The following is a 19,076-nucleotide window of genomic DNA, read 5'->3' as shown; positions in this document are numbered from 1 at the left end:
CAATGAAGAAGGGAGCGAAAAACCGGTGACAACCATTACATTTGTCAGACACGGAATTACGGATCACAACATCGAGAACCGGGCACAAGGGCATACCCAAAATCCGCTGAACGCGACCGGCCGGGCACAAGCGGGCCTGGTGGCCAAGCGGCTGGCTAAGGAAAGCTGGGATGTCTTTATCTCGAGCGATTTGCGGAGAGCCAAAGAGACCGCTGAGATCATCTCGGCGGAAATCGGCAAACCGGTGGATTTCTACGATGAACGGCTGCGGGAGATGGACCGCGGCATGATCGCCGATACGATCGAAGAGGAACGGGTTCAGCGGTGGGGAGAGAAGTGGCACGAGCTGGACATGAAGCAGGAAACCCATGAAAGCATGCGGGCCCGCGGCCTTCACTTCATGGAAGATATCGCGGCCCGGTTTCCCGGCCAGAAGATTCTGGTCGTCACGCACGGCTATTTCCTGGGCCAGACCTTAAAGGAACTGATGGGAGACGAGACGACCGGCGAGAAGATGCGTAACACATCGGTGACGACGGTCTATCTAGACAGCAGCAAATGGTGTTATTCGCTGTACGACTGCATCCGTCACTTGGAGGAAGCCAAGGACCCGGTGCTTTAAAGCCGGTTCTGATCCCGGTACTTGGAAGGGCTGGCGCCCATGTTCTTGGAGAAAACCCGGCTGAGGTACAGCCCGTTCTCATACCCGCAGCAGGTGGCGATCTGATCAAGCGTCATATCGGTGTCGAGAAGCAGCTCGGCCACCTTGCTCATGCGCAGGGAACGAACGTAATCCGAAGGGGCAATGCGAAAGGACTTCCGGAACCGACGCGTAAACTGGACGGGGCTGAGCTCGAGAGAGTCGGAGAGCGCTCTCATGCTGAACGGTGTGTAGGCGTTGCGGTAGATCCATTCCGCGGCGCGTTTCATCAAGGCATCCTCGGAATCGACCAGAAGCAGCAGCTCATCGCGCAGGTGCTCTTCTTCCCAGACCTCGCAAGCCAGCTGCCAGACATCGTTCAGAATCATCTCTTTGCGCATCACACTGCGCGGATCGGACGAAAGGTGAAGCCTTCGCAAATAGGCAAAGTCGGAAACGAGACGCTTGTTGTCTAGCGTTCTCGCGAGAAACGACGGCGGCAGCGGCTCATGCGAATTAGAGGTGCCCTCGTCCATTTCGAAGTTAATGTAATGAAGCGCCAGGGGAGAGACCATTTCACGTTCGAATGAAACCCCAGGGGGACAGAAGACCAGGTCTCCGGCGCCGGCTTCTCCCCGTTCCTCACCGATGCGGTAATAGAACTTGCCTGATTCTACGGCAAACAGCACCCATACGGGGTAGCAGTCGCGGTCCATTTCGAACATTTCTTTGCGCTCGAAGTAGGCATGTGAAACAACATGAAGCGTTTGACTCCACAAGGTTGAGGTACTCATCTGTGTCACCCGAATCCTTTACCGGTTAGATAGTCTAATTGTAGCCGCATTTCCGAGGAGCGTTCAAGAGGAGGAATGACAATATCACAAAAGCTTTACAGAAGAGAAGGAACGGCATCCAAATATAAACAGACATTCCACATTATACACTATGCCAACGCTATCCTCGTGAGGGGACGGCGTTTTTTATCTACTGGGTCTTTAATCAGCCATGACGGCCTCCGGACGGTTACCGCCAACTGTGTCGGAACAGTGCTTATTAGCCGACCTAAAATCATAGCAGGTAAAAAGGGCGCAAGATGCCATTCATTCTGTTCGTTCTATTTATCGGTCACTATCAGAAATCAAAAAAGAACCTGGACAGGTGCCCAGATTCTTTAGGTATTGCACATCACGAATTACGGTGCTATAATCGGTCTACGACTGTATTTTTTGGTCGAAAGAGCATAGCTTATGTATCTTACACTTTCAGTGTACCATGCCGGCGGGATCTTGTCAAATGGTTTCTACAAATTCATGGTTAGGGGAGATGCTTTAATGAGTTCTTTGGCTATTGGTTTTCAGGAAATGGATGGAACACAGCTTCAGCTAGTTGGTGGAAAAGGGCTGCATTTAGGGAGATTATCCAAAATAGACGGCATCCATGTTCCAGAAGGATTCTGTCTTACCACCGAGGGGTACCGCAAAGCCATCGAACCTAACGAGACGTATCGTGGATTATTGGATCGACTAACCATGCTGAAAGCAGAGGATCGGGAACAGATTGGGGAAATCAGCCGAAAAATCCGGCATTTCATCAGGGAAGCAGGGATTCCTTCCGAGGTCAGGGAAGCCGTTGCTCGCCATCTCTCGCTTCTTGGCGAAGAGCACGCTTATGCCGTGCGGTCCAGTGCAACGGCGGAAGACTTACCGCATGCTTCTTTTGCCGGTCAACAGGACACGTATTTGAATATTATCGGACTGGAAGCGATCCTGCAGCATATCAGCCGATGCTGGGCATCCCTGTTTACCGATCGAGCGGTCATCTACCGGATGCAAAATGGGTTTGACCACAGCCAAGTCTATCTATCCGTTATCGTTCAAAGGATGGTATTCCCGCAGGCTTCCGGCATCTTATTTACCGCGGATCCGATTACCTCCAACCGAAAACTGCTGTCCATCGATGCCGGTTTTGGACTGGGAGAAGCCTTGGTCTCGGGCTTGGTATCGGCGGATTATTATAAAGTTCGTGATGAGCAGATTGTCGAGAAGAGGATAGCCGCCAAAACATTGGCTGTCTATGGACGAGAAGAAGGCGGAACCGATACAGTGCCGATCCCACCCTATCAGCAAAAGACCCAAACCCTCACGGACGATCAAATTATTCAATTAGCCCGCATCGGAAGGCGGATCGAAGCCTATTTCGGCTGCCCGCAGGACATCGAATGGTGCTTGGTCGAGGATACCTTCTATGTTGTCCAGAGCCGGCCCATCACAACGTTATTCCCGATCCCCGAGGCGAATGATCAAGAAAACCACGTGTATGTATCGGTCGGTCATCAGCAAATGATGACCGACGCCATGAAACCGTTGGGCTTGTCCTTTTACCTGCTGCTAACTCCTGCACCCATGCGTAAAGCCGGGGGAAGGTTGTTTGTTGATGTTTCGCCTATGCTGGCTTCCCCTTCCGGCAGGGATACTTTAATAAATGTGCTGGGAAAAAGCGATCCGCTCATAAAAGACGCACTGACGACCGTCATCGAGCGGGAGAATTTTATAAAACCCATACCGGATGATAAGAAAGAACAGAGTAACGGTAAAAGCAATCAAAGTCCGGCGCCTGCGAATTTTCAAACCCTCAACGATTACGATCCGACAGTCGTTTCGGATTTGATTAAACAAAGCGAATTATCGATCGAAGAACTAAAACATAAGATCCAAACGAAATCGGGAGCGGATCTATTTGATTTTATCCTGGAAGATATCCAGGAATTAAGGGAGAGGAAGCTAGCTGACCCCAAAAGCTTTGGTGTGATTATGACGGCTATGAATGCTTCCTCCTGGATCAATGAAAAAATGATGGAGTGGTTGGGTGAAAAAAACGCAGCCGATACGCTGTCTCAATCAGTGCCAAACAATATCACTTCGGAAATGGGTCTGGCTCTAATGGATGTCGCCGATGTGATCCGTCCTTATCCGGAGGTCATTGCTTATTTACAACAGGTGAAAGATGATCGTTTTTTGGATGAACTGGTTAACTTTAATGGGGGCCAGGAAACCAAAGACGCGATCTGCCATTTTCTCAACAAATACGGAATGCGGTGCGCTGGAGAAATCGATATAACCCGAACCCGTTGGAGCGAAAAGCCCATCGCCCTGGTCCCCATGATTCTGGGTAACATCAAAAACTTTGAGCCTAATGCCGGAAAGCGGAGATTTGAGCAAGGGCGGCAAGAAGCTTTGAAAAAAGAACAAGAGCTATTAGAGCGATTGAGGCAATTGCCGGATGGCGAATTAAAAGCCAAAGAAACAAAACGAATGATCGATCTAGTCCGGAATCTCATTGGATATCGCGAATATCCGAAATACGGGTATATCAATCGCTACTTCCACTATAAACAGGCTTTACTTAGAGAAGCCGAGCATCTCGTGCAGGCGGGCGTTATTCAGGAAAAAGAAGATATTTTCTACCTCTCGTTTGAAGAGCTTCACGAGGTCGTACGAACCCATAAACTGGATGAGCGTATTATCAGCAAACGAAAGGACGAGTACAAACGATATGAGAAACTAACTCCACCGCGTGTCATCACGTCGGATGGGGAAATCCTTGCAGGGAAGTACAAGCGGGAGAATCTCCCGGAAGGGGCGATTATCGGTCTGCCTGTATCTTCCGGGGTGATAGAGGGCCGGGCCCGTGTCATCTTAAACATGGAGGAGGCGGACCTGGAGGAGGGGGATATTTTGGTTACCCCCTTCACGGACCCTAGCTGGACCCCGTTGTTTGTATCCCTTAAAGGTTTAGTAACCGAAGTTGGCGGGCTGATGACCCATGGTGCTGTTATCGCACGGGAATATGGCTTGCCGGCCGTTGTCGGAGTGGAGGAGGCCACCAGGCTGATCCAAGATGGTCAGCGCATTCGCGTGAATGGAACGGAAGGGTATATCGAGATTTTGTAAAAGGCTTGCCTCTAACTAGGAAGACTTCGACTGTTTAATAGCCGTCTCGATGTAAGCTCTCAAAGTCTTAATAAACGTACGCATGGCGTATCCGATATATCGGTCGCTGCGGTAAATCAGGCAAATGTCCTGAGAAGGCGTGGGATTCCTCAGGGGCACGACTTGGATGTCCGGGTTCTGAAGATTCTCCAGAAGAAGCCGAGGCAGAACACAGGCGCCCACTCCGCTCTGAACCATCTGGAGAAGGGAAGATAATGTGGTCGTCACCATATGCGGCTGTACGGCAAACCCTTTGTCCTGGCAAAAGCGGTCGATCAGCTTGCGGCATTGATGCTCGGGCGGAAACATGACCATTTTCAAGGTATGCAGTCTATTCAAGGAAATGAAATTCTCCGCCGCTAGGGGATCCCTCCTGCTTACCGCCAAGGAAAATTCCTCGTTAAACAGGGGGATGGACGTGAGTCGTTCATCGTTCACCGGTCCAATGGTTACACCGACATCGAGGCTTCGGTCCAGGACTTGTTCGGTTACTTTCATGGTTTCCAGAAGTGACAGTGAGATCGTAGGATAGGTCTGATGAAAATCCAACAGCAAGGCATTAAACAGGAGATCCGCATCACCGGGCAAGACACCGATCGACAACGACCCGCCCCGCATCTGCTTAAGGTCCGCAATGGCATCGCTCGCCTGCTGCAGATGTCCGAACACGGCAGCGCCATGTTCTTGAAGAATCGCTCCTGCTTCGGTTAGGACGATGGTTTTTCCCACACGATCGAATAATAGAACCCCTAATTCTTCTTCCAGTTTCCTTATCTGCTGGCTGATGTTGGGGGCGCTGACTCCCATTTTCTCTGCAGCTCTTGAGAAGTGAAGCTCTTCGCAAATAGCCATAAAATATTCGAGTTGCTTTAATTCCATACCTCGCACCTGCTTTCGCTGGCATTGCGGAATGCCTGTGATAGGATCATTGTTACTCCATCTTCCTTATCCTGTCAATGAATAACCATTAACTTATACTTAACGTTCCGGTAACGCCCACTGCATTGATGGGGAAGGCCGGGAAACCTATACTGGAAACAGATCAAGCGGTTCCCAAACCAAAGGAGGAGTTAACATGTCCGAAATGATCATCAACACGGTAAAGATTGTACGTCCCGTAGTGCTGCAGCAGGTGCAGGGGATCCCGGAGGAGAGGTTCGACGTTCAGCCTGCAGGGTTTAACAATACCATCCGCTGGAATGTCGGCCATATGATTTATTGGATGCAGGAGTATTCCGCCCTTAGCTTCGGCTTCCCGTCAACCATACCGGACTCGTATGCGGCACTGTTCAACTCCGGGACCAAGCCCTCGGACTGGACGATGGCTCCTCCATCCAAGGAGGAGATGATCGACTTGTTGACGGCCCAGCTGTCCCGATTATCGGAGCTGACACCGGAAATGTTGAGTCAGAAGCTTTCCACTCCGTATGCCATGGGGCCGTTCCTATTCCACACTGCCGGCGAGCTGTTCAACTTCGCCTTGATCCACGAGGCCATTCACCTTGGCACGATATCGAGCCAGCTTAAGGTTCTATCACACTAGCCTACGTTTGAGCGGACCCTATACCATTCAAAGGAGGAATTCTTTATGATAGAATCTACAGGCTCCGTCACATCCCAAACCAGCGCAGGGTTTGAAGCTTTCAAGCTGGCTTTGGAAACCGGGCATACGGAAGAGTTTCTTGAGAAGGTTACGGAAGATTTTCGTTTCTCCGTTCCGCTCCCGCTGGAGGGATGGAACCACGAGCAGCAAGGCAAAGAACGGTTCGAGGAATTGGTCCGGTTCGAGCGATCCGTTTTTCAGATGCAGCTGACTCCGCTGCTCTCGCTGGAGAATGGGGATAACGGGGTAGTAGTCTTTCGCTCGGAAGGTTCGTTGAATGGGCGATCTTTTCAGAATGAGCTAGCCATCGTCTTCCAGTTCGAAGAGGGGCGGATCCGCTCCTTTCGGGAATACGTAGGGATGCCGCTGAAGAACTACGAGAACCCCTAAGAAGCAAACCCGCTGCATTCGGTGAATTTTGAAAGAATAAGCTTGCCATTAGGCGAGCTTATTTTTATTTTCCTGTTGTATGATAGAGACCGATCGATATTTTTGGGTCCGTAATAATTGATGACAGTCTTGGTGTCACCGGTTAGTCCAAGAGGAGAAACGGATTGGCGCGGCTGGTTAACGGTGGAACGGTTGAAGACTTTGAGGTCGTATGGGGTTACTTAATGCTTTGCTAGGATTGGATTAAGGAGGAGGATCCCCATGATTCGAAATACAGTAAGGGCCTTGATTACTCAGGAAGGCAAGCTTTTATTAATAAAAAAACACAGACCGGATATAGGCATTTACTACGCACTTCCTGGTGGAGCTCAGGAACCGGACGAAACATTGGAACAGGCGTTACTACGCGAATGCAGGGAGGAATTAGGCGTTAAAATCTCAAGTAGTAAATTAGTTTGCGTAAGAGAATACATATCTCACCATCATGAGTACTCGTTCATCATGAAGGAAGTTCATTCAATTGATTTTATTTACGAGTGTGAAATTTCAATCAGTAATGAATTAAAGAGCGTACAAGCTGATGTCGGACAGGTCGGGATCGATTGGTTACCCATCACTGAAATCAAGAAAACTGTTTATAAGTCAGAAGGATTAATAGAGCCATTTCAATTCCCTAGAACAACCAATGAATTCTTTATGGAATACTTTTCAGAGAAAGCGGTTGAACCGTATCTTAGTAAGAATTATGGGAGTCCTTCATAGATGACAGACGGAACAGGAACTTGATCCCGAAAGAAATTTTTTTTGTAAAATGGAACCATTCCAAGTAATCTACGGTCTTATTAGTGGGGTGAAGGCATTGATGGACCAGTGGAATTACTTAAAGCATCTGGCGCAAGGATATGACAGGGGTGTCGTGCTTCATGATTTGATGGATTCGTTCGGAAATGATGTTTGGAACTTTGCCTATTTTATGACGAATCGTTCCGATTTCGCCGACGATCTATCACAAGAGGTGTTCTTAGCCGCTTATAACGGCTTGTATGCTTTTCGAGGAGACTGTTCAGTCAAGAGCTGGTTGCTGACCATTACGAGGAACAAAGCCTTACATTATTTGCAAAGTGCCTTTATCCGTAAAGTAATCCTGACCGACAAATTTAGGAACAGGGGGACCTCTCCAGCCGCGGAGCAGGTAGTATTCGATCGTCTTGGTAACCGCGCGGTTTGGAAGGCAGTCATGCAATTGCCACGCAAATACAAGGAGGTATTGGTCCTCGACTTTCATTACGGTCTGAAGCAAAAGGAAATTGCCACCTTGTTAAAAATATCAGAAGGAACAGTTAAATCCAGATCGCATCGAGCGAAAATACGGATGAGCAAACTTCTAACCCGTGAGGAGGTGTAAACCATGAGCGACGAAAAACCCGCTTGGGCAAAAAGGTTGGTCGATCCACCTTTTGTCAGTAGTCAGTTCTCATCGGATTTAAAGCATAAAGTGATGCGGCGTACGGGTGAATCGCATGGTAAGCGTACTACTATCGCGAAGGCCATTTATATACCTCTCTTGCTAGCATCGTTTGTCATCGGGTCGTTGCTTCTCAAAGAGGATGGGGTTCTTTCTGTTGATCCGCAAAGTGAACTTTCTGGCAAATCAGCAGCGATAAAGAAAACTTTTTATGAGAAAGGGCGACTATTATTCACGCTGTATCCGGAACCGTATGCGAATGCGGGCAAAACAGCGGGCTATCTGATTCATTTCGAAGAACCCTTGGAAAATTTCCTAGGAAAAACGCTGACACTTCAAGCGGTCCATAGGTTGTCGGGAGTGAAAGACACCGTGTCTTCCCAGGTCATTACGAAACCAAGCCCCGGGTCTTCGGGATTGGAGCAATACACAGCCCGGTTCGCTTTGCCGCTGGAGGGGGTGTGGGAACTGAATGTTCTTTTGGACGATAAGCCCTATGGTAACGTACAACTGGTCATGCAAGAACCGTCATGGGAAGTCACACCAGAGTTCAAGTCTGGAACTTACACGATGCGCGGGGTGGAGAATAAGGTGGGGTTCATAGAAGCCGGGTTCATCGCCGGCAAACCCCAAAAATACATGTGGCATTTCTGGGGAAACGAGGACCTGCTTAACGGGCCATTTGAGGTGAAAGCTGTTAAACAAGGCACAGACCAGATCATCGATGTTTATTCTTCCAACCTGATGAGCTCCGCGAACGCTTTGGCCGGGGGATTAAACGGAGCGGACCGTACGGCCGTCACCATGATGGAATTACCGGAAGCAGGGCGTTGGCGGTTGCTTCCCTACGTAAGGGGACGGCTGCTGGATACCATTGTCGTGGAGGTATCGGAGTAAAGCAATTCATGGGTTATGATAGTAATTTTAGGCAAATTAAAAAGAAAGTAATATATACCTATGAAAACTACGTACCAAAGCAATGGTTCATTTAACTTGAGGCAGCTACCGAAAATAAATTTCGTCTGGGAAGGTTGAGGGAACATCATGTGCTTGATTTTATTCGCTTACCGCATACACCCCGAGTATCACCTCATCCTGGGTGCTAATAGGGATGAGTTTTATAATAGGCCGACAGCTTTAGCTAATTATTGGGACGATTATCCAAACATACTTGCAGGCCGCGATTTAACCAAAATGGGAACCTGGCTGGGAGTTACGAAAAAGGGGAGATTTGCAGCTCTTACCAACTATCGAAACCCCGAAGAAGAGGGACAAGGCAAGAAATCTCGTGGAGAGTTGGTTGCCGACTTTTTAAAGGGCCATAAAACCCCAGAAGCTTTTATGTCTGAAGCCAAACAAAAACGTAATTCTTACCCAGGCTATAATTTGCTGACAGGGGACGCAAATGAACTGTATTACTATTCAAACGTTGAAGATGAGGTCCGAAGACTAGAGCCTGGAATCTATGGAGTGAGTAATCATTTGTTGGATACCAGTTGGCCAAAGGTAACCCACGGCAAAGCAGGTCTGGCTAACCTCCTCCATCGTAACGATCTTGTCGAACAATTGTTTGAACTATTAAGGAATGAAACTTCCTTTCCGGATGAAATTCTACCTCGAACCGGAGTTTCTCTTGAGTGGGAACGACTACTTTCTCCACTCTTTGTTAAAAGTGACGGATATGGAACCAGATGTTCAACTATCCTTCTGTTAACGGATGAAACCCTTGAATTCAAGGAGAGGACTTATTCGATCGATGGGATGAAAGAACAAGAATTCACGATAAGAAAATAAAGACGTAATTAAAGGGCGGGAATTAAGAAAAAAATAGAAGACGTATGGCTATTGACCATTCGGCCCATACGTCTTTTGCTTTGCCATTGGGTTTGGAAATTCGGGATTTCAAATCTTTGTAAAAATTAAAAGGGGATTTGACCATAATTGTCGAATACTAGAAAGTTTAAGTTCGGGTTGCTTAGGGTTTGAAGGGGGGAACTTTACAGGATAAACAACCAAACCTACCAAAACAAAAATCGCAGACACCCTTACTGCCCTTTTAACCATTTTACCTATTGAAAGGTGATTAATAGTGAGAAAGTTGATATTGGCCATTATTATAATTGTAACGATCGCCTGTCCTCGGCTGCAGCCAGCCGTAGCCGACGCGGCGAGTCCGATGTTCACAACCGTTTCTTCACAGCTGAACACGACGTTATCCCTTGATGCCGCGGGTCATCTTTGGGCTTGGGGCTCTAATGCCTCCGGTCAATTCGGCGACGGAACATTGAATTCCTCTTCTACGCCCAGGCGGATTACGGTTACGGATAACGGAACGGAAGTGCTGTTCAAGGAAGGGAAAGCAAGCTTCAACACCGCTCTTGCTTTGGATCAAGACGGAAATTTATGGTCAGCCGGGTCGGACGGGAACGGCCAGTTGGGACTTGGAGAGGCCGTTTCGTCCGCACATATCTGGACAAAAATCAGCGTGACGGAAGGGGGCTTGCCGATCTTATTTAAGAAGATCGCGATCTCGCGCTATTCCGCTGCGGCCTTGGACCAGGACGGGAACCTGTGGGTATGGGGGTTCCGGACAAACGGAGCCGGCAGCTATTATATTCCGACCCGACAACCGGTAAGCAGCGGTGGCAGCCCCGTCACCTTCGAAACGTTGGAAATGAACGATGAGCACGGGATTGCGATCGATTCCGAGAACCATGTATGGACTATTATGTCTCAAGTGATCAATCCTTCGATGTTTGCCATCCAGGAAGGCGGTGTAGACGTCCCATTCCAATCGATCGCTGCGGGGTCGACCTATGGAACGGGTTATTTCTTTAATACGGCGATCGATAAGAACGGAAATCTATGGACGTGGGGCTCAGATGCCGGATTGTACGAAGGACAGCTCGGAGACGGACAACCCCTGGGGACAAGTGTTCAGGGTGTGTGGGCACCGGTCAAAATCTCGGTGTCAGATAACGAGAGTCCGGTCCATTTTGAACGAATTGCCGCGGGGAGGAAGCATGGGCTGGCGCTGGACGAGAATGGGAATCTATGGACGTGGGGGAGCAATAGAACAGGGCAGTTAGGGGACAACAGCACCGCAAACACGAACGTCCCTCACAAAGTTCAAGTTTCGGATAACGGGACCCCTGTCCAATTCTCGGATGTATGGGCCGGTTATGATGTTTCCTATGGACTCGATGGGAACGGCCGGTTATGGTCATGGGGAGCCCAAGGGTTGCTCGGCGGCAATTCGTCTGGCGGCGGAATGCAGAAGGTTCCGCAAAGGGTGTTCCTACCCTCGCAAGCATCACTAACGGCATCCGTAACCTCCTCTACGTATCTTCAGCCCGTCACGCTTACGACTTCCATCGTCGGTGCCCTCAACACGCCGACTGGAGTGGTGGAATTTAAGGACGGCGCCGCTGTGCTGGGAAGCGGGACTGTCGCCTCGGATGGAACAACTCAATTCACTACTTCGGATTTGCCAACCGGTCATCATTCGATTACCGCCCAATACAAGGGCGACGCGATTTATTTGGCTCACACTTCGGAGGCGGTCAATCTTACGGTAAGTATGCCGGCGGCGCCTTCCCTAATGATCACACCGTCGGTTACCGCCCCTACGAACGGTCCTGTGACGCTAACCGTGACTACCCAAACGTACGGGAGCGGAAACTCGCTTACCGCTTTAAAATGGCTTCCGGGCCATAACGACGCCGAAGCATTTGTCAGCGCAGGCAACGATATACTGGCAGCTTCAAGCTTCGAAGCCGTAGACAACGGGACTTATACGGTGTATGCCAAAGATTTGGCGGGGAATGCGTCGGTGCAAACCATTCAGATAGCCAATATTAATAGCGTGCTTAACCCGTCAACCGCAAGCTTCGATAAGTATGCGGCCTCTGCGGGGAATGCGGATGTTTCAACGGCGCTGACGCTGAATGGCAATACACTGACCAGCATTACAAACGGAGCGACTCCTCTGGTAGCCGGGAGGGATTACAAGATAACGGATGACACCGTCACGATCCTGAAAAGCTACTTGCAGGCACAGCCTACCGGCCCGGTCAACCTGGCATTCACGTTCAACGAAGGAGAAGCGCAGACGCTTGCCATCACCATAACTGATTCGACGCCGACAGAAACCAATCCCAATCCCCCCAGCTCCGGTTCTGAGCCTGCTGAGGAAACGGAACCGTTTGGGATCGTGGTTGATCCTTCCATCGGCGTAGTCATCAACGTTGATTCGTCAGCTTTGGTTACGGAAACTGCGGCGGATGGTACGCGCATTCAGAAGCTGAATCTCCCTAAGCCTATTTTGGACCAAGCTGCGATCCAGCTGAAGAACTCTGTTAAAGCAATCATTACTATTAAAGTGCCAGATACTCAACGGTCTGTGCAAGTACAGCTCTCCGGGTCATCCGTAGCAGCTATTGGGAGTGCGTTCCCCGGCACCGACATCGAAGTCGAGCTGAACGGTTCCAGTTTGCAGTTGAAAGCGAGTGATGTAGACCTGGAAGGCATTGCCGAACGACTAGGAGTGGACATTTCCACTCTGAAGATCGTTACGACTATGAAACAGGTAAGTGATTCTATGCAAACGGAGTTGGAGAAGCTTGGCACAAGCGAACGGTTCCGTTTAGCAGGCAGCCCCGTGGACTTTCATGTGAATGTCGAGACGGAGAGCGGCCAGTCGGTTGAGATGCGGGATCTCGGCGGCAAGTATATGGTGCGTGCCATCGTGTACGATGCCAGTCAAGCAGCAGGCAATGTAATAGCCGTCCACTTTGATCCGCTCGCCAATACCGTGTCTTACGTTCCGACTCACTTGGCCACGCGCGAGGACGGCAAGAAGGAAGCCGTTATGAAAGTACTGCATTACAGCATTTACGCGGTCATCCATTCGGAAGACCGCCATTTTGCCGATCTGAACGGCCACTGGGCGAAACAAGATGTCGAGCTCTTGGCATCGAAGCTGATCGTAAACGGCGTGACGTCAGAACGGTTCGTGCCGGACACCAGCATTACGCGGGCGGAATTCGCTTCGCTGCTCGTCCGCGCAATGGGGTTATTGATGGAGCATGACGCCGCTTACAAAGGTTTTGCCGATGTCGCCGGTACGGCTTGGTACGCGTCTGCCGTAGAAGCAGCCGCGAAAGCCGGGCTCGTGAACGGAGTGACGGCGGATCGGTTTGAGCCGAATGCGCTGATTACACGGGAGCAGATGGCGGTAATGATCGCCCGATCGCTTGCTCTTGTTTCCGGTGAATCAAACGGGCCGGGGAACAGCCATTCGCTTGCCGCGTTCACCGACCGCGAATCGATCTCCTCCTGGGCACAGGCTGCCGTCGCCGGATCGGTGGAGGCGGGAATTATCAACGGGATGGACGGCGGACGTTTCGAGCCGCTGCAGTTCGCAAACCGGGCCCAAGCCGCCACAATGCTGAATAGGTTGCTGCAAAAGGTAAACTTTATCGAGTAGTCCGGCTTTTCCGTTCTAACATAAGCACCTCGCGCCTGGTGAAAGGCTGCAGGGTGCTTTTTTGCGTTTGGAGTCCCATTTTGTGGAAGGGAAATTTTAACATTAGTATGTCATTAATCATTCACATTTCTGTAATATATATTTATATTATGGACTATTGAAAATAATAGTGTGTAATATATAATGAAAAAAACGAATAAGAGGGTGTGTAAATATGAAGGTTGGACTTAGCGGTACCGGTAGAATCGGAAGATTGTTCCTTCGAAGAGCATTCTCGCAGGTGGGAACACTTTGCGATACGGTCGTCATCAACTCGACGTGTTCCTTGCCTACCTTAGCGCACCTGCTTCAATATGATACCGTCCATGGCAAGTGGGATGCGGAGGTTCTAGCGGATTCAGACGGGTTATTCATTAATGGTCGGCGGGTACATGTTCTTGCGGAAAGGGATCCCGGAAAGATCAAGTGGCAACACCATGGCGTCCAGCTTGTCATTGATGCGACAGGGAAGTTTACCGACCGAGCTTCCCTCGGCAAGCACTTTCAAGGGGGCGTCCGCAAGGTTCTGCTGACGGCGCCGGGAAAAGGGTTGGATCTCACTGTGGTCATGGGAGTCAATGAGAAGGCTTATGATCCCGCAAGGCATCATCTGCTCTCGGCTGCCTCCTGCACGACCAACTGCCTGGCTCCGGTTCTCCATGTTCTAGACCGTGCGTTTGTGGTTGAGGAAGGGTGGATGACTACTGTGCATGCTTACACCAATGATCAGAATCATCTAGATAATCCTCACAAGGATTTGCGCCGGGCGCGGGCGTGCACGAGTTCGATCATCCCAACGACATCCGGCGTAACAAGTGCTTTGGCGGATGTGCTTCCTCACCTAGCCTCGCGCCTGAATGGGCTATCCATTAGAGTTCCAACACCGGATGTATCCCTGCTTGATCTTCAAGTTTCTCTAGGCAGAACCGTTCAAGCCGCGGAAATCAAGGAGGCCTTCGAAGCAGCGGTTAAGGATGGGATGGGGACCTATCTTGAGTATAACGAGTTGCCACTCGTTTCTTCCGATTACATTGGAAACGAAAAGTCGGCAGTGATCGATGGCATCAGCCTCATGGTCCGAAATAATCAGCTCAAACTGTTGGCCTGGTATGACAATGAATGGGCTTATGCATGTAGAGTATTCGATCTTGCTCAATACATTGCGAAAGCTGAAGGCAGGCTTCAACAGGAGGAGGAGCCCAGTAGTTCTTGTCGTTCGACTGACTTTATCATCAAAAATACAAGTTGACTTTGACACAGTGTCAATCTTTTAAGATAAGGGGGAAAGGAGAGGAGATATCCGAATGAAAGAAAATGAACAAAGGGAGAATACGAACACAGCGAGAGTTACCTACCCGCCAGTAAGCGTAATCGGCTTAGGCATGATGGGTTCGGCTCTTGCCCGAACGTTCCTGAAGGAAGGACATCAGACGACCGTCTGGAATCGCACGCCTGGCAAAGCAGATGCCCTTATGAAGCAAGGGGCGAAGGTCGCAAGCACAGTAAACGAAGCGATTGCAGCGAGTCCGATAGTGGTGATCTGCGTGCTGGATTACGGGGCCCTACACGAGATACTGGAGGAGGCAGGTGAGCTATTGGTCGGCCGGGCGATCGTAAATCTCACAAACGGGACTCCGGCACAGGCCCGACGAACAGCCGCCTGGGTGACCCACCGGGGTGCCGAATATCTGGACGGCGGGATTATGGCTGTTCCCCAGATGATCGGCACCTCTGGCGCACTTGTGCTGTACAGCGGATCGGAAAAGGTTTTTCAAACCTACCAACCGACACTGAAGGGGATCGGGGGCGTGAATTATCTTGGCGAAGACCCCGGGTTGGCACCCCTGTACGACTTGGCGCTGTTAAGCGCCATGTACGGGATGTTCGGCGGCTTTTTCCATGCCGTTGCGATGATCCGTTCGGAGCAGATTAAAGCGGAAACGTTCACTTCGCTTGTGGTGCCTTGGCTCCAAGCCATGTCGGGCTCGTTGCCCTTGATGGCACAGGCGGTTGATGCAGAAAATCATCAAACGGACGTATCCAGCCTTTCTATCAACCAGACGGCATTTTCCAATTTCATCGAAGTCTGCGGAGAGTTGGGTATCAGTAATGAGCTTATGATTCCTATTCAAGGGCTGATCAATCGTGGTGTTGCGGAAGGCTACGGTGCGGATGGGCTTTCAAGGATAGTTGAGCTTATCCGGAATCCGGTTTCGGTTTAACTGATTGCCAACAATATTTCTGAATTTAACGGAAAAGGTCAGGTCCACATCCTGGATCTGACCTTTTCTTAAACCTTTTTCGCTACTATAGCTTTGCTTGATTGTTCGGCGGAACCGATAGCCGTGCTTATCATCGTTTTCTGAACTCTCATTTGTTCAATACGTTTTTCCAGCTTCCGTTGTACCGTAGTCATCGTTTGAATTTGAAGGACGATCTCTGCATGTTTTTCCTCATAAGCTCCGAGCATTTCCTCGCAGAACTCATCGCTGTCGTAAGCATCGTAATTATCATGGCACTTCAAAATTTCAAGAATTTCCTTCGTTGACATACCGAGCTCTAAATAAATTTGTATCGTTTTGATTCGCTTGACGTCCGCTTCGTCAAATTCGCGATAATCATTATCTAACCGCTTTGCAGTCAGCAGCTTTTTCTTTTCGTAATATCGGATCGATCGGGCACTGGCACCGGTCTCTTTGGAAAGCTGGCTTATTTTCATCGGAATTACTCCTAATATTCTCTTTTAATTATGAAAAACGAGCCCCGATTGGTCCAAGCTAATTTAGACTTCTGTCTAGGAGCGTCAGATCTTGCGTTATTCCTGTTCCTCCTTAAGAAGTTCATCCAGACGAGCCATATTATGTTTCCAAAATTTCTCGTAGTACGACAACCAATCCTGTAGCTCCTTCAGAGGAGCGGTAGTAAGCCGGTTTCGCGTCTCCCGGCCGACTTTACGCTCGATGACGAGGCCGGCTTCTTTCAAAATCGTTAGATGCTTAGAGACTGCGGCCCGGCCCATCGTAAAATGCGGGGTTAACCGATGGAGCGGCAATTCATCCGAATCTGCCAGCAGTCGAATGATTTTACGCCTGCTCGGATCGGCCACGGCATAATAGACATCCCGTGTCTGCGCAACGGCGCTCATCAACCACCACTCCTTTGCATGTAAAAATTATGGCCAAAGATTGCCTAGATTATAGGACACTATTTAGTATCCTGTCAACTGTAACCATCCGTCTTTTATAGCAATCGACCCGTTAAAAGGAAGATGAAAATTATGGTTGACAGGATACCATTTGGTGTCCTATAGTGATAAGCGACACCAAATGGTATCCATTTAATTGTGGAGGAGGAGAAGAATGATCAAAATGGTTGGGGCGGAAGCAAACGCGAAAGAAGGAACCAATCCCCGGGGAAAAGTTATCGCTTATTGGGTTGCCACGGCGCTGCTTGCATTCATTGTGGGGAGTGGAGGGATCGGGGATATAACCAATCAATGGGGAACCCTCGAGACGGTGGAAATCTTAGGGTATCCGGTGTATTTCCTGACCGTTATCGGAGTTTGGAAGGTTCTGGGGGCGGTCGCCATCCTGGTACCTCGATTTCCGCGGATTAAAGAATGGGCTTACGCCGGTATTTTTTTTGAAATGACAGGGGCTGCGGCCTCACATGCTTTCGTAGGGGACTATGGGGCGTTTGCCTACCATATTTTGACCACCCTCGGTTTTGCAGCCTTGGCCCTTGTCTCATGGGTGCTGCGTCCAGAGAGCCGCAAAGTTTAAGGAGGTGATGAACTCCGCCGCCCTTCTAGAACTACACCACCTAAAACCATTCAAGGAGATGATGTCATGCAAGGACGTATGAAAAACCCTGCCGTAATCGTATCCGACGCCCATGAAGGCCATTCAGTCCAGCCTTACACAAAGGCTCCCTATCAGAAACAACCCTTCATCTGACTCACTTACGTGCGAGTCAAATAAACGGTTGCAACTCTTGCGTTGACTCCGGTACAGCGTATGCCAAAAAAGCTGGTGAATCGGATGAACGCCTATTTGCCGTAGCAGCCTGGCGGGACTCTCCGCATTTTACGGACGCAGAACGGGCTGCTTTGGCGTTAACCGAAGCGATAACCAGGCTCAGTGATCGGGAAGACCCGGTTCCGGACAAAATTTGGGAGGAGGCCACCCGGCATTACGACGAAACGGCTTTGGCTACCCTGATTCTCTCCATAGCTACAACCAACCTCTTTAATCGCCTCAACGTTACAACCAGACAAGTGGCGGGATCTTGGGGTTGAATGTCTAAGGTTTCGCTGCAGCGACCGGTCAGCAACCTACGAGCAAAGCTTACTAAAAGGAACTTCCATACATGTTGAAGTTCCTTTTTCTGTCCTATCCTTTGATTCGTGATCCTTTTATTGACACGGCACGGGAGCAGCCGGTTCCGGTTGGGATAGAACCCCTTATTAAAAACCTGCCATCCACGTGTAGTCAACCGATAGAACGATCGGGGGAATAATGTAATAATAAACATAAGCTTTCCGTTGTCCAGTTTTTTCCCATCCTGTATTCTGGAAGCATCCCTTTAGAAGGCGAGTGATTGTCGTGAAAATTAAATTTGTTGTCGTTTCAGATAATGGAGGGAAAGGATAAATGTCTTTCAGTAATTACGGTGAGCTCTGTACGGAGGTCTATGACCTAACCAAGAAAATTGGACAATCACTCGGCGGAGACATTGAGTATTACCGCGAAAAGCTTAAGCATTGCAAGGGGCGCATTCTGGAAGCAATGGTCGGTTCAGGGAGAGTGATCATTCCTCTTCTAGAATCTGGGCTAATTGTGGATGGGGTGGACTACTCCCCTCAAATGCTGGCTTCTTGCCGAGACCGATGTGAAGAGCGAGATTTAAGACCAGAATTATATGAAGCGAACTTACAGGAACTTTCTTTGCCACATAAATATGAGGCAATTATCATTCCTGGGGGCTCCTTTTTGTTGATTGAACAACGGGAAGAATCGCTGCGGGTTTTACATCGATTGTATGAACATTTGGAATCAGGCGGGCGGTTGATCCTTGATCTGTTTTTACCAGACAACAATTACAACAGTTCCGAGCTTGGACGATGGGGCGGATCGGCAACGTACCACATGCCTAATGGTGACATGATTACGTTGGAAAGCAAGTGCGTGGAAGCTGATTTATTCTTTAATCAATACCGTGTAAGCTACTTGAAATATGAAAAGTGGCGGAAGGGGACATTGGTACAAACGGAGCTTCAGCGTTTTGCTTTACGCTGGTACGGGGTCGAGGAATTTAAGTATATCCTTGAGAGTGTTGGATTTTCAAATATAACCGTTTGCGCAGATTTTGACGATGAAAAAAAGCCGACCTGCGGCAATCAGAAAATCGTTTATCAAGCCTTTAAATCCTGATTAAGCAAGCCTCCCTTACCATTTCATTGT

Annotated in this window: 18 protein-coding genes; 14 read left to right on the top strand and 4 right to left on the bottom strand. The window is 49.4% G+C overall.

Going from position 1 to position 19,076, the window contains the following annotated elements; all coding sequences use genetic code 11:
• Positions 1 to 25 precede the first annotated feature (25 nt).
• Complete coding sequence (locus MJA45_RS13750) at positions 26 to 622, top strand: histidine phosphatase family protein (RefSeq protein WP_315607818.1); 597 nt, start codon at positions 26 to 28, stop codon at positions 620 to 622.
• Here MJA45_RS13750 and MJA45_RS13745 read toward each other — a convergent pair.
• A complete protein-coding gene (locus MJA45_RS13745) occupies positions 619 to 1,434 on the bottom strand; it encodes a helix-turn-helix domain-containing protein (protein WP_315607817.1) in 816 nt (271 codons plus the stop codon). The genes MJA45_RS13750 and MJA45_RS13745 overlap by 4 nt on opposite strands.
• Positions 1,435 to 1,971: 537 nt before the next feature.
• On the opposite strand from MJA45_RS13745, the gene ppsA reads away from it, so the two are divergent.
• Entirely contained in the window at positions 1,972 to 4,590 is a 2,619-nt protein-coding gene (gene ppsA / locus MJA45_RS13740; protein ID WP_315607816.1) for a phosphoenolpyruvate synthase, read from the top strand.
• Positions 4,591 to 4,605: 15 nt separating this feature from the next.
• Here the strand turns inward: ppsA and MJA45_RS13735 are convergent, their stop codons facing one another.
• Complete coding sequence (locus MJA45_RS13735) at positions 4,606 to 5,508, bottom strand: LysR family transcriptional regulator (RefSeq protein WP_315607815.1); 903 nt, start codon at positions 5,506 to 5,508, stop codon at positions 4,606 to 4,608.
• 196 nt (positions 5,509 to 5,704) lie between these two features.
• Between MJA45_RS13735 and MJA45_RS13730 the strand changes: the two genes are divergently transcribed.
• The 9 genes from MJA45_RS13730 to MJA45_RS13690 all read left to right on the top strand — a co-directional run bounded on the left by MJA45_RS13730 (position 5,705) and on the right by MJA45_RS13690 (position 15,836).
• Complete coding sequence (locus MJA45_RS13730; protein ID WP_315607814.1) at positions 5,705 to 6,172, top strand: DinB family protein; 468 nt, start codon at positions 5,705 to 5,707, stop codon at positions 6,170 to 6,172.
• Positions 6,173 to 6,217: 45 nt separating this feature from the next.
• Positions 6,218 to 6,622: a nuclear transport factor 2 family protein gene (locus tag MJA45_RS13725; protein WP_315607813.1), complete on the top strand. Its 405-nt coding sequence runs from the start codon at positions 6,218 to 6,220 to the stop codon at positions 6,620 to 6,622.
• Positions 6,623 to 6,883: 261 nt separating this feature from the next.
• Positions 6,884 to 7,384: an NUDIX domain-containing protein gene (locus tag MJA45_RS13720; protein ID WP_315607812.1), complete on the top strand. Its 501-nt coding sequence runs from the start codon at positions 6,884 to 6,886 to the stop codon at positions 7,382 to 7,384.
• A gap of 49 nt (positions 7,385 to 7,433) precedes the next feature.
• On the top strand, positions 7,434 to 8,027 hold the full coding sequence (locus MJA45_RS13715) for an RNA polymerase sigma factor (RefSeq protein ID WP_315607811.1): 594 nt from the start codon (positions 7,434 to 7,436) through the stop codon (positions 8,025 to 8,027).
• A gap of 3 nt (positions 8,028 to 8,030) precedes the next feature.
• Entirely contained in the window at positions 8,031 to 8,984 is a 954-nt protein-coding gene (locus MJA45_RS13710; protein WP_315607810.1) for a DUF4871 domain-containing protein, read from the top strand.
• Between the two features lie 147 nt (positions 8,985 to 9,131).
• A complete protein-coding gene (locus MJA45_RS13705) occupies positions 9,132 to 9,881 on the top strand; it encodes an NRDE family protein (RefSeq protein WP_315607809.1) in 750 nt (249 codons plus the stop codon).
• Positions 9,882 to 10,176: 295 nt separating this feature from the next.
• Positions 10,177 to 13,575 (top strand): S-layer homology domain-containing protein, encoded by a 3,399-nt coding sequence (locus MJA45_RS13700; RefSeq protein ID WP_315607808.1) that lies wholly within the window; start codon positions 10,177 to 10,179, stop codon positions 13,573 to 13,575.
• A 214-nt stretch (positions 13,576 to 13,789) separates the two neighbouring features.
• Positions 13,790 to 14,863 (top strand): type I glyceraldehyde-3-phosphate dehydrogenase, encoded by a 1,074-nt coding sequence (gene gap, locus MJA45_RS13695; protein WP_315607807.1) that lies wholly within the window; start codon positions 13,790 to 13,792, stop codon positions 14,861 to 14,863.
• Positions 14,864 to 14,918: 55 nt separating this feature from the next.
• Positions 14,919 to 15,836 carry an NAD(P)-dependent oxidoreductase gene (locus MJA45_RS13690; RefSeq protein WP_315607806.1) on the top strand — a complete coding sequence of 306 codons (918 nt, stop codon included), beginning with the start codon at positions 14,919 to 14,921 and terminating at the stop codon, positions 15,834 to 15,836.
• A 68-nt stretch (positions 15,837 to 15,904) separates the two neighbouring features.
• Here MJA45_RS13690 and MJA45_RS13685 read toward each other — a convergent pair whose 3' ends face one another.
• Together MJA45_RS13685 and MJA45_RS13680 are read right to left on the bottom strand one after the other, a co-directional pair.
• Entirely contained in the window at positions 15,905 to 16,333 is a 429-nt protein-coding gene (locus MJA45_RS13685) for a MerR family transcriptional regulator (protein ID WP_315607805.1), read from the bottom strand.
• 96 nt (positions 16,334 to 16,429) lie between these two features.
• Entirely contained in the window at positions 16,430 to 16,759 is a 330-nt protein-coding gene (locus MJA45_RS13680; RefSeq protein WP_315607804.1) for an ArsR/SmtB family transcription factor, read from the bottom strand.
• A 214-nt stretch (positions 16,760 to 16,973) separates the two neighbouring features.
• On the opposite strand from MJA45_RS13680, the gene MJA45_RS13675 reads away from it, so the two are divergent.
• The 3 genes from MJA45_RS13675 (at position 16,974) to MJA45_RS13670 (ending at position 19,046) form a co-directional block, all read left to right on the top strand.
• Entirely contained in the window at positions 16,974 to 17,396 is a 423-nt protein-coding gene (locus MJA45_RS13675; protein WP_315607803.1) for a DoxX family protein, read from the top strand.
• A 170-nt stretch (positions 17,397 to 17,566) separates the two neighbouring features.
• Positions 17,567 to 17,911: a carboxymuconolactone decarboxylase family protein gene (locus MJA45_RS28640; protein WP_407083158.1), complete on the top strand. Its 345-nt coding sequence runs from the start codon at positions 17,567 to 17,569 to the stop codon at positions 17,909 to 17,911.
• 355 nt (positions 17,912 to 18,266) lie between these two features.
• Positions 18,267 to 19,046, top strand: coding sequence for a class I SAM-dependent methyltransferase (locus tag MJA45_RS13670; RefSeq protein WP_315607802.1), 780 nt, complete (start codon positions 18,267 to 18,269; stop codon positions 19,044 to 19,046).
• Positions 19,047 to 19,076: the final 30 nt, after the last annotated feature.

The sequence above is a fragment of the Paenibacillus aurantius genome (genome assembly GCF_032268605.1).
Lineage (GTDB): Bacteria > Bacillota > Bacilli > Paenibacillales > NBRC-103111 > Paenibacillus_AO > Paenibacillus_AO aurantius.
This window is presented reverse-complemented; position numbering and strand designations above follow the sequence as displayed.

Excerpts from the sequence above, each read along its gene's own strand:
- MJA45_RS13745 (WP_315607817.1), bottom strand. The coding sequence starts at position 1,434 with ATGAGTACCTCAACCTTGTGGAGTCAAACGCTTCATGTTGTTTCACAT.
- ppsA (WP_315607816.1), top strand. The coding sequence starts at position 1,972 with ATGAGTTCTTTGGCTATTGGTTTTCAGGAAATGGATGGAACACAGCTT.
- MJA45_RS13735 (WP_315607815.1), bottom strand. The coding sequence starts at position 5,508 with ATGGAATTAAAGCAACTCGAATATTTTATGGCTATTTGCGAAGAGCTT.
- MJA45_RS13730 (WP_315607814.1), top strand. The coding sequence starts at position 5,705 with ATGTCCGAAATGATCATCAACACGGTAAAGATTGTACGTCCCGTAGTG.
- MJA45_RS13725 (WP_315607813.1), top strand. The coding sequence starts at position 6,218 with ATGATAGAATCTACAGGCTCCGTCACATCCCAAACCAGCGCAGGGTTT.
- MJA45_RS13720 (WP_315607812.1), top strand. The coding sequence starts at position 6,884 with ATGATTCGAAATACAGTAAGGGCCTTGATTACTCAGGAAGGCAAGCTT.
- MJA45_RS13715 (WP_315607811.1), top strand. The coding sequence starts at position 7,434 with ATGGAACCATTCCAAGTAATCTACGGTCTTATTAGTGGGGTGAAGGCA.
- MJA45_RS13710 (WP_315607810.1), top strand. The coding sequence starts at position 8,031 with ATGAGCGACGAAAAACCCGCTTGGGCAAAAAGGTTGGTCGATCCACCT.
- MJA45_RS13705 (WP_315607809.1), top strand. The coding sequence starts at position 9,132 with ATGTGCTTGATTTTATTCGCTTACCGCATACACCCCGAGTATCACCTC.
- gap (WP_315607807.1), top strand. The coding sequence starts at position 13,790 with ATGAAGGTTGGACTTAGCGGTACCGGTAGAATCGGAAGATTGTTCCTT.
- MJA45_RS13690 (WP_315607806.1), top strand. The coding sequence starts at position 14,919 with ATGAAAGAAAATGAACAAAGGGAGAATACGAACACAGCGAGAGTTACC.
- MJA45_RS13685 (WP_315607805.1), bottom strand. The coding sequence starts at position 16,333 with ATGAAAATAAGCCAGCTTTCCAAAGAGACCGGTGCCAGTGCCCGATCG.
- MJA45_RS13680 (WP_315607804.1), bottom strand. The coding sequence starts at position 16,759 with ATGAGCGCCGTTGCGCAGACACGGGATGTCTATTATGCCGTGGCCGAT.
- MJA45_RS13675 (WP_315607803.1), top strand. The coding sequence starts at position 16,974 with ATGATCAAAATGGTTGGGGCGGAAGCAAACGCGAAAGAAGGAACCAAT.
- MJA45_RS13670 (WP_315607802.1), top strand. The coding sequence starts at position 18,267 with ATGTCTTTCAGTAATTACGGTGAGCTCTGTACGGAGGTCTATGACCTA.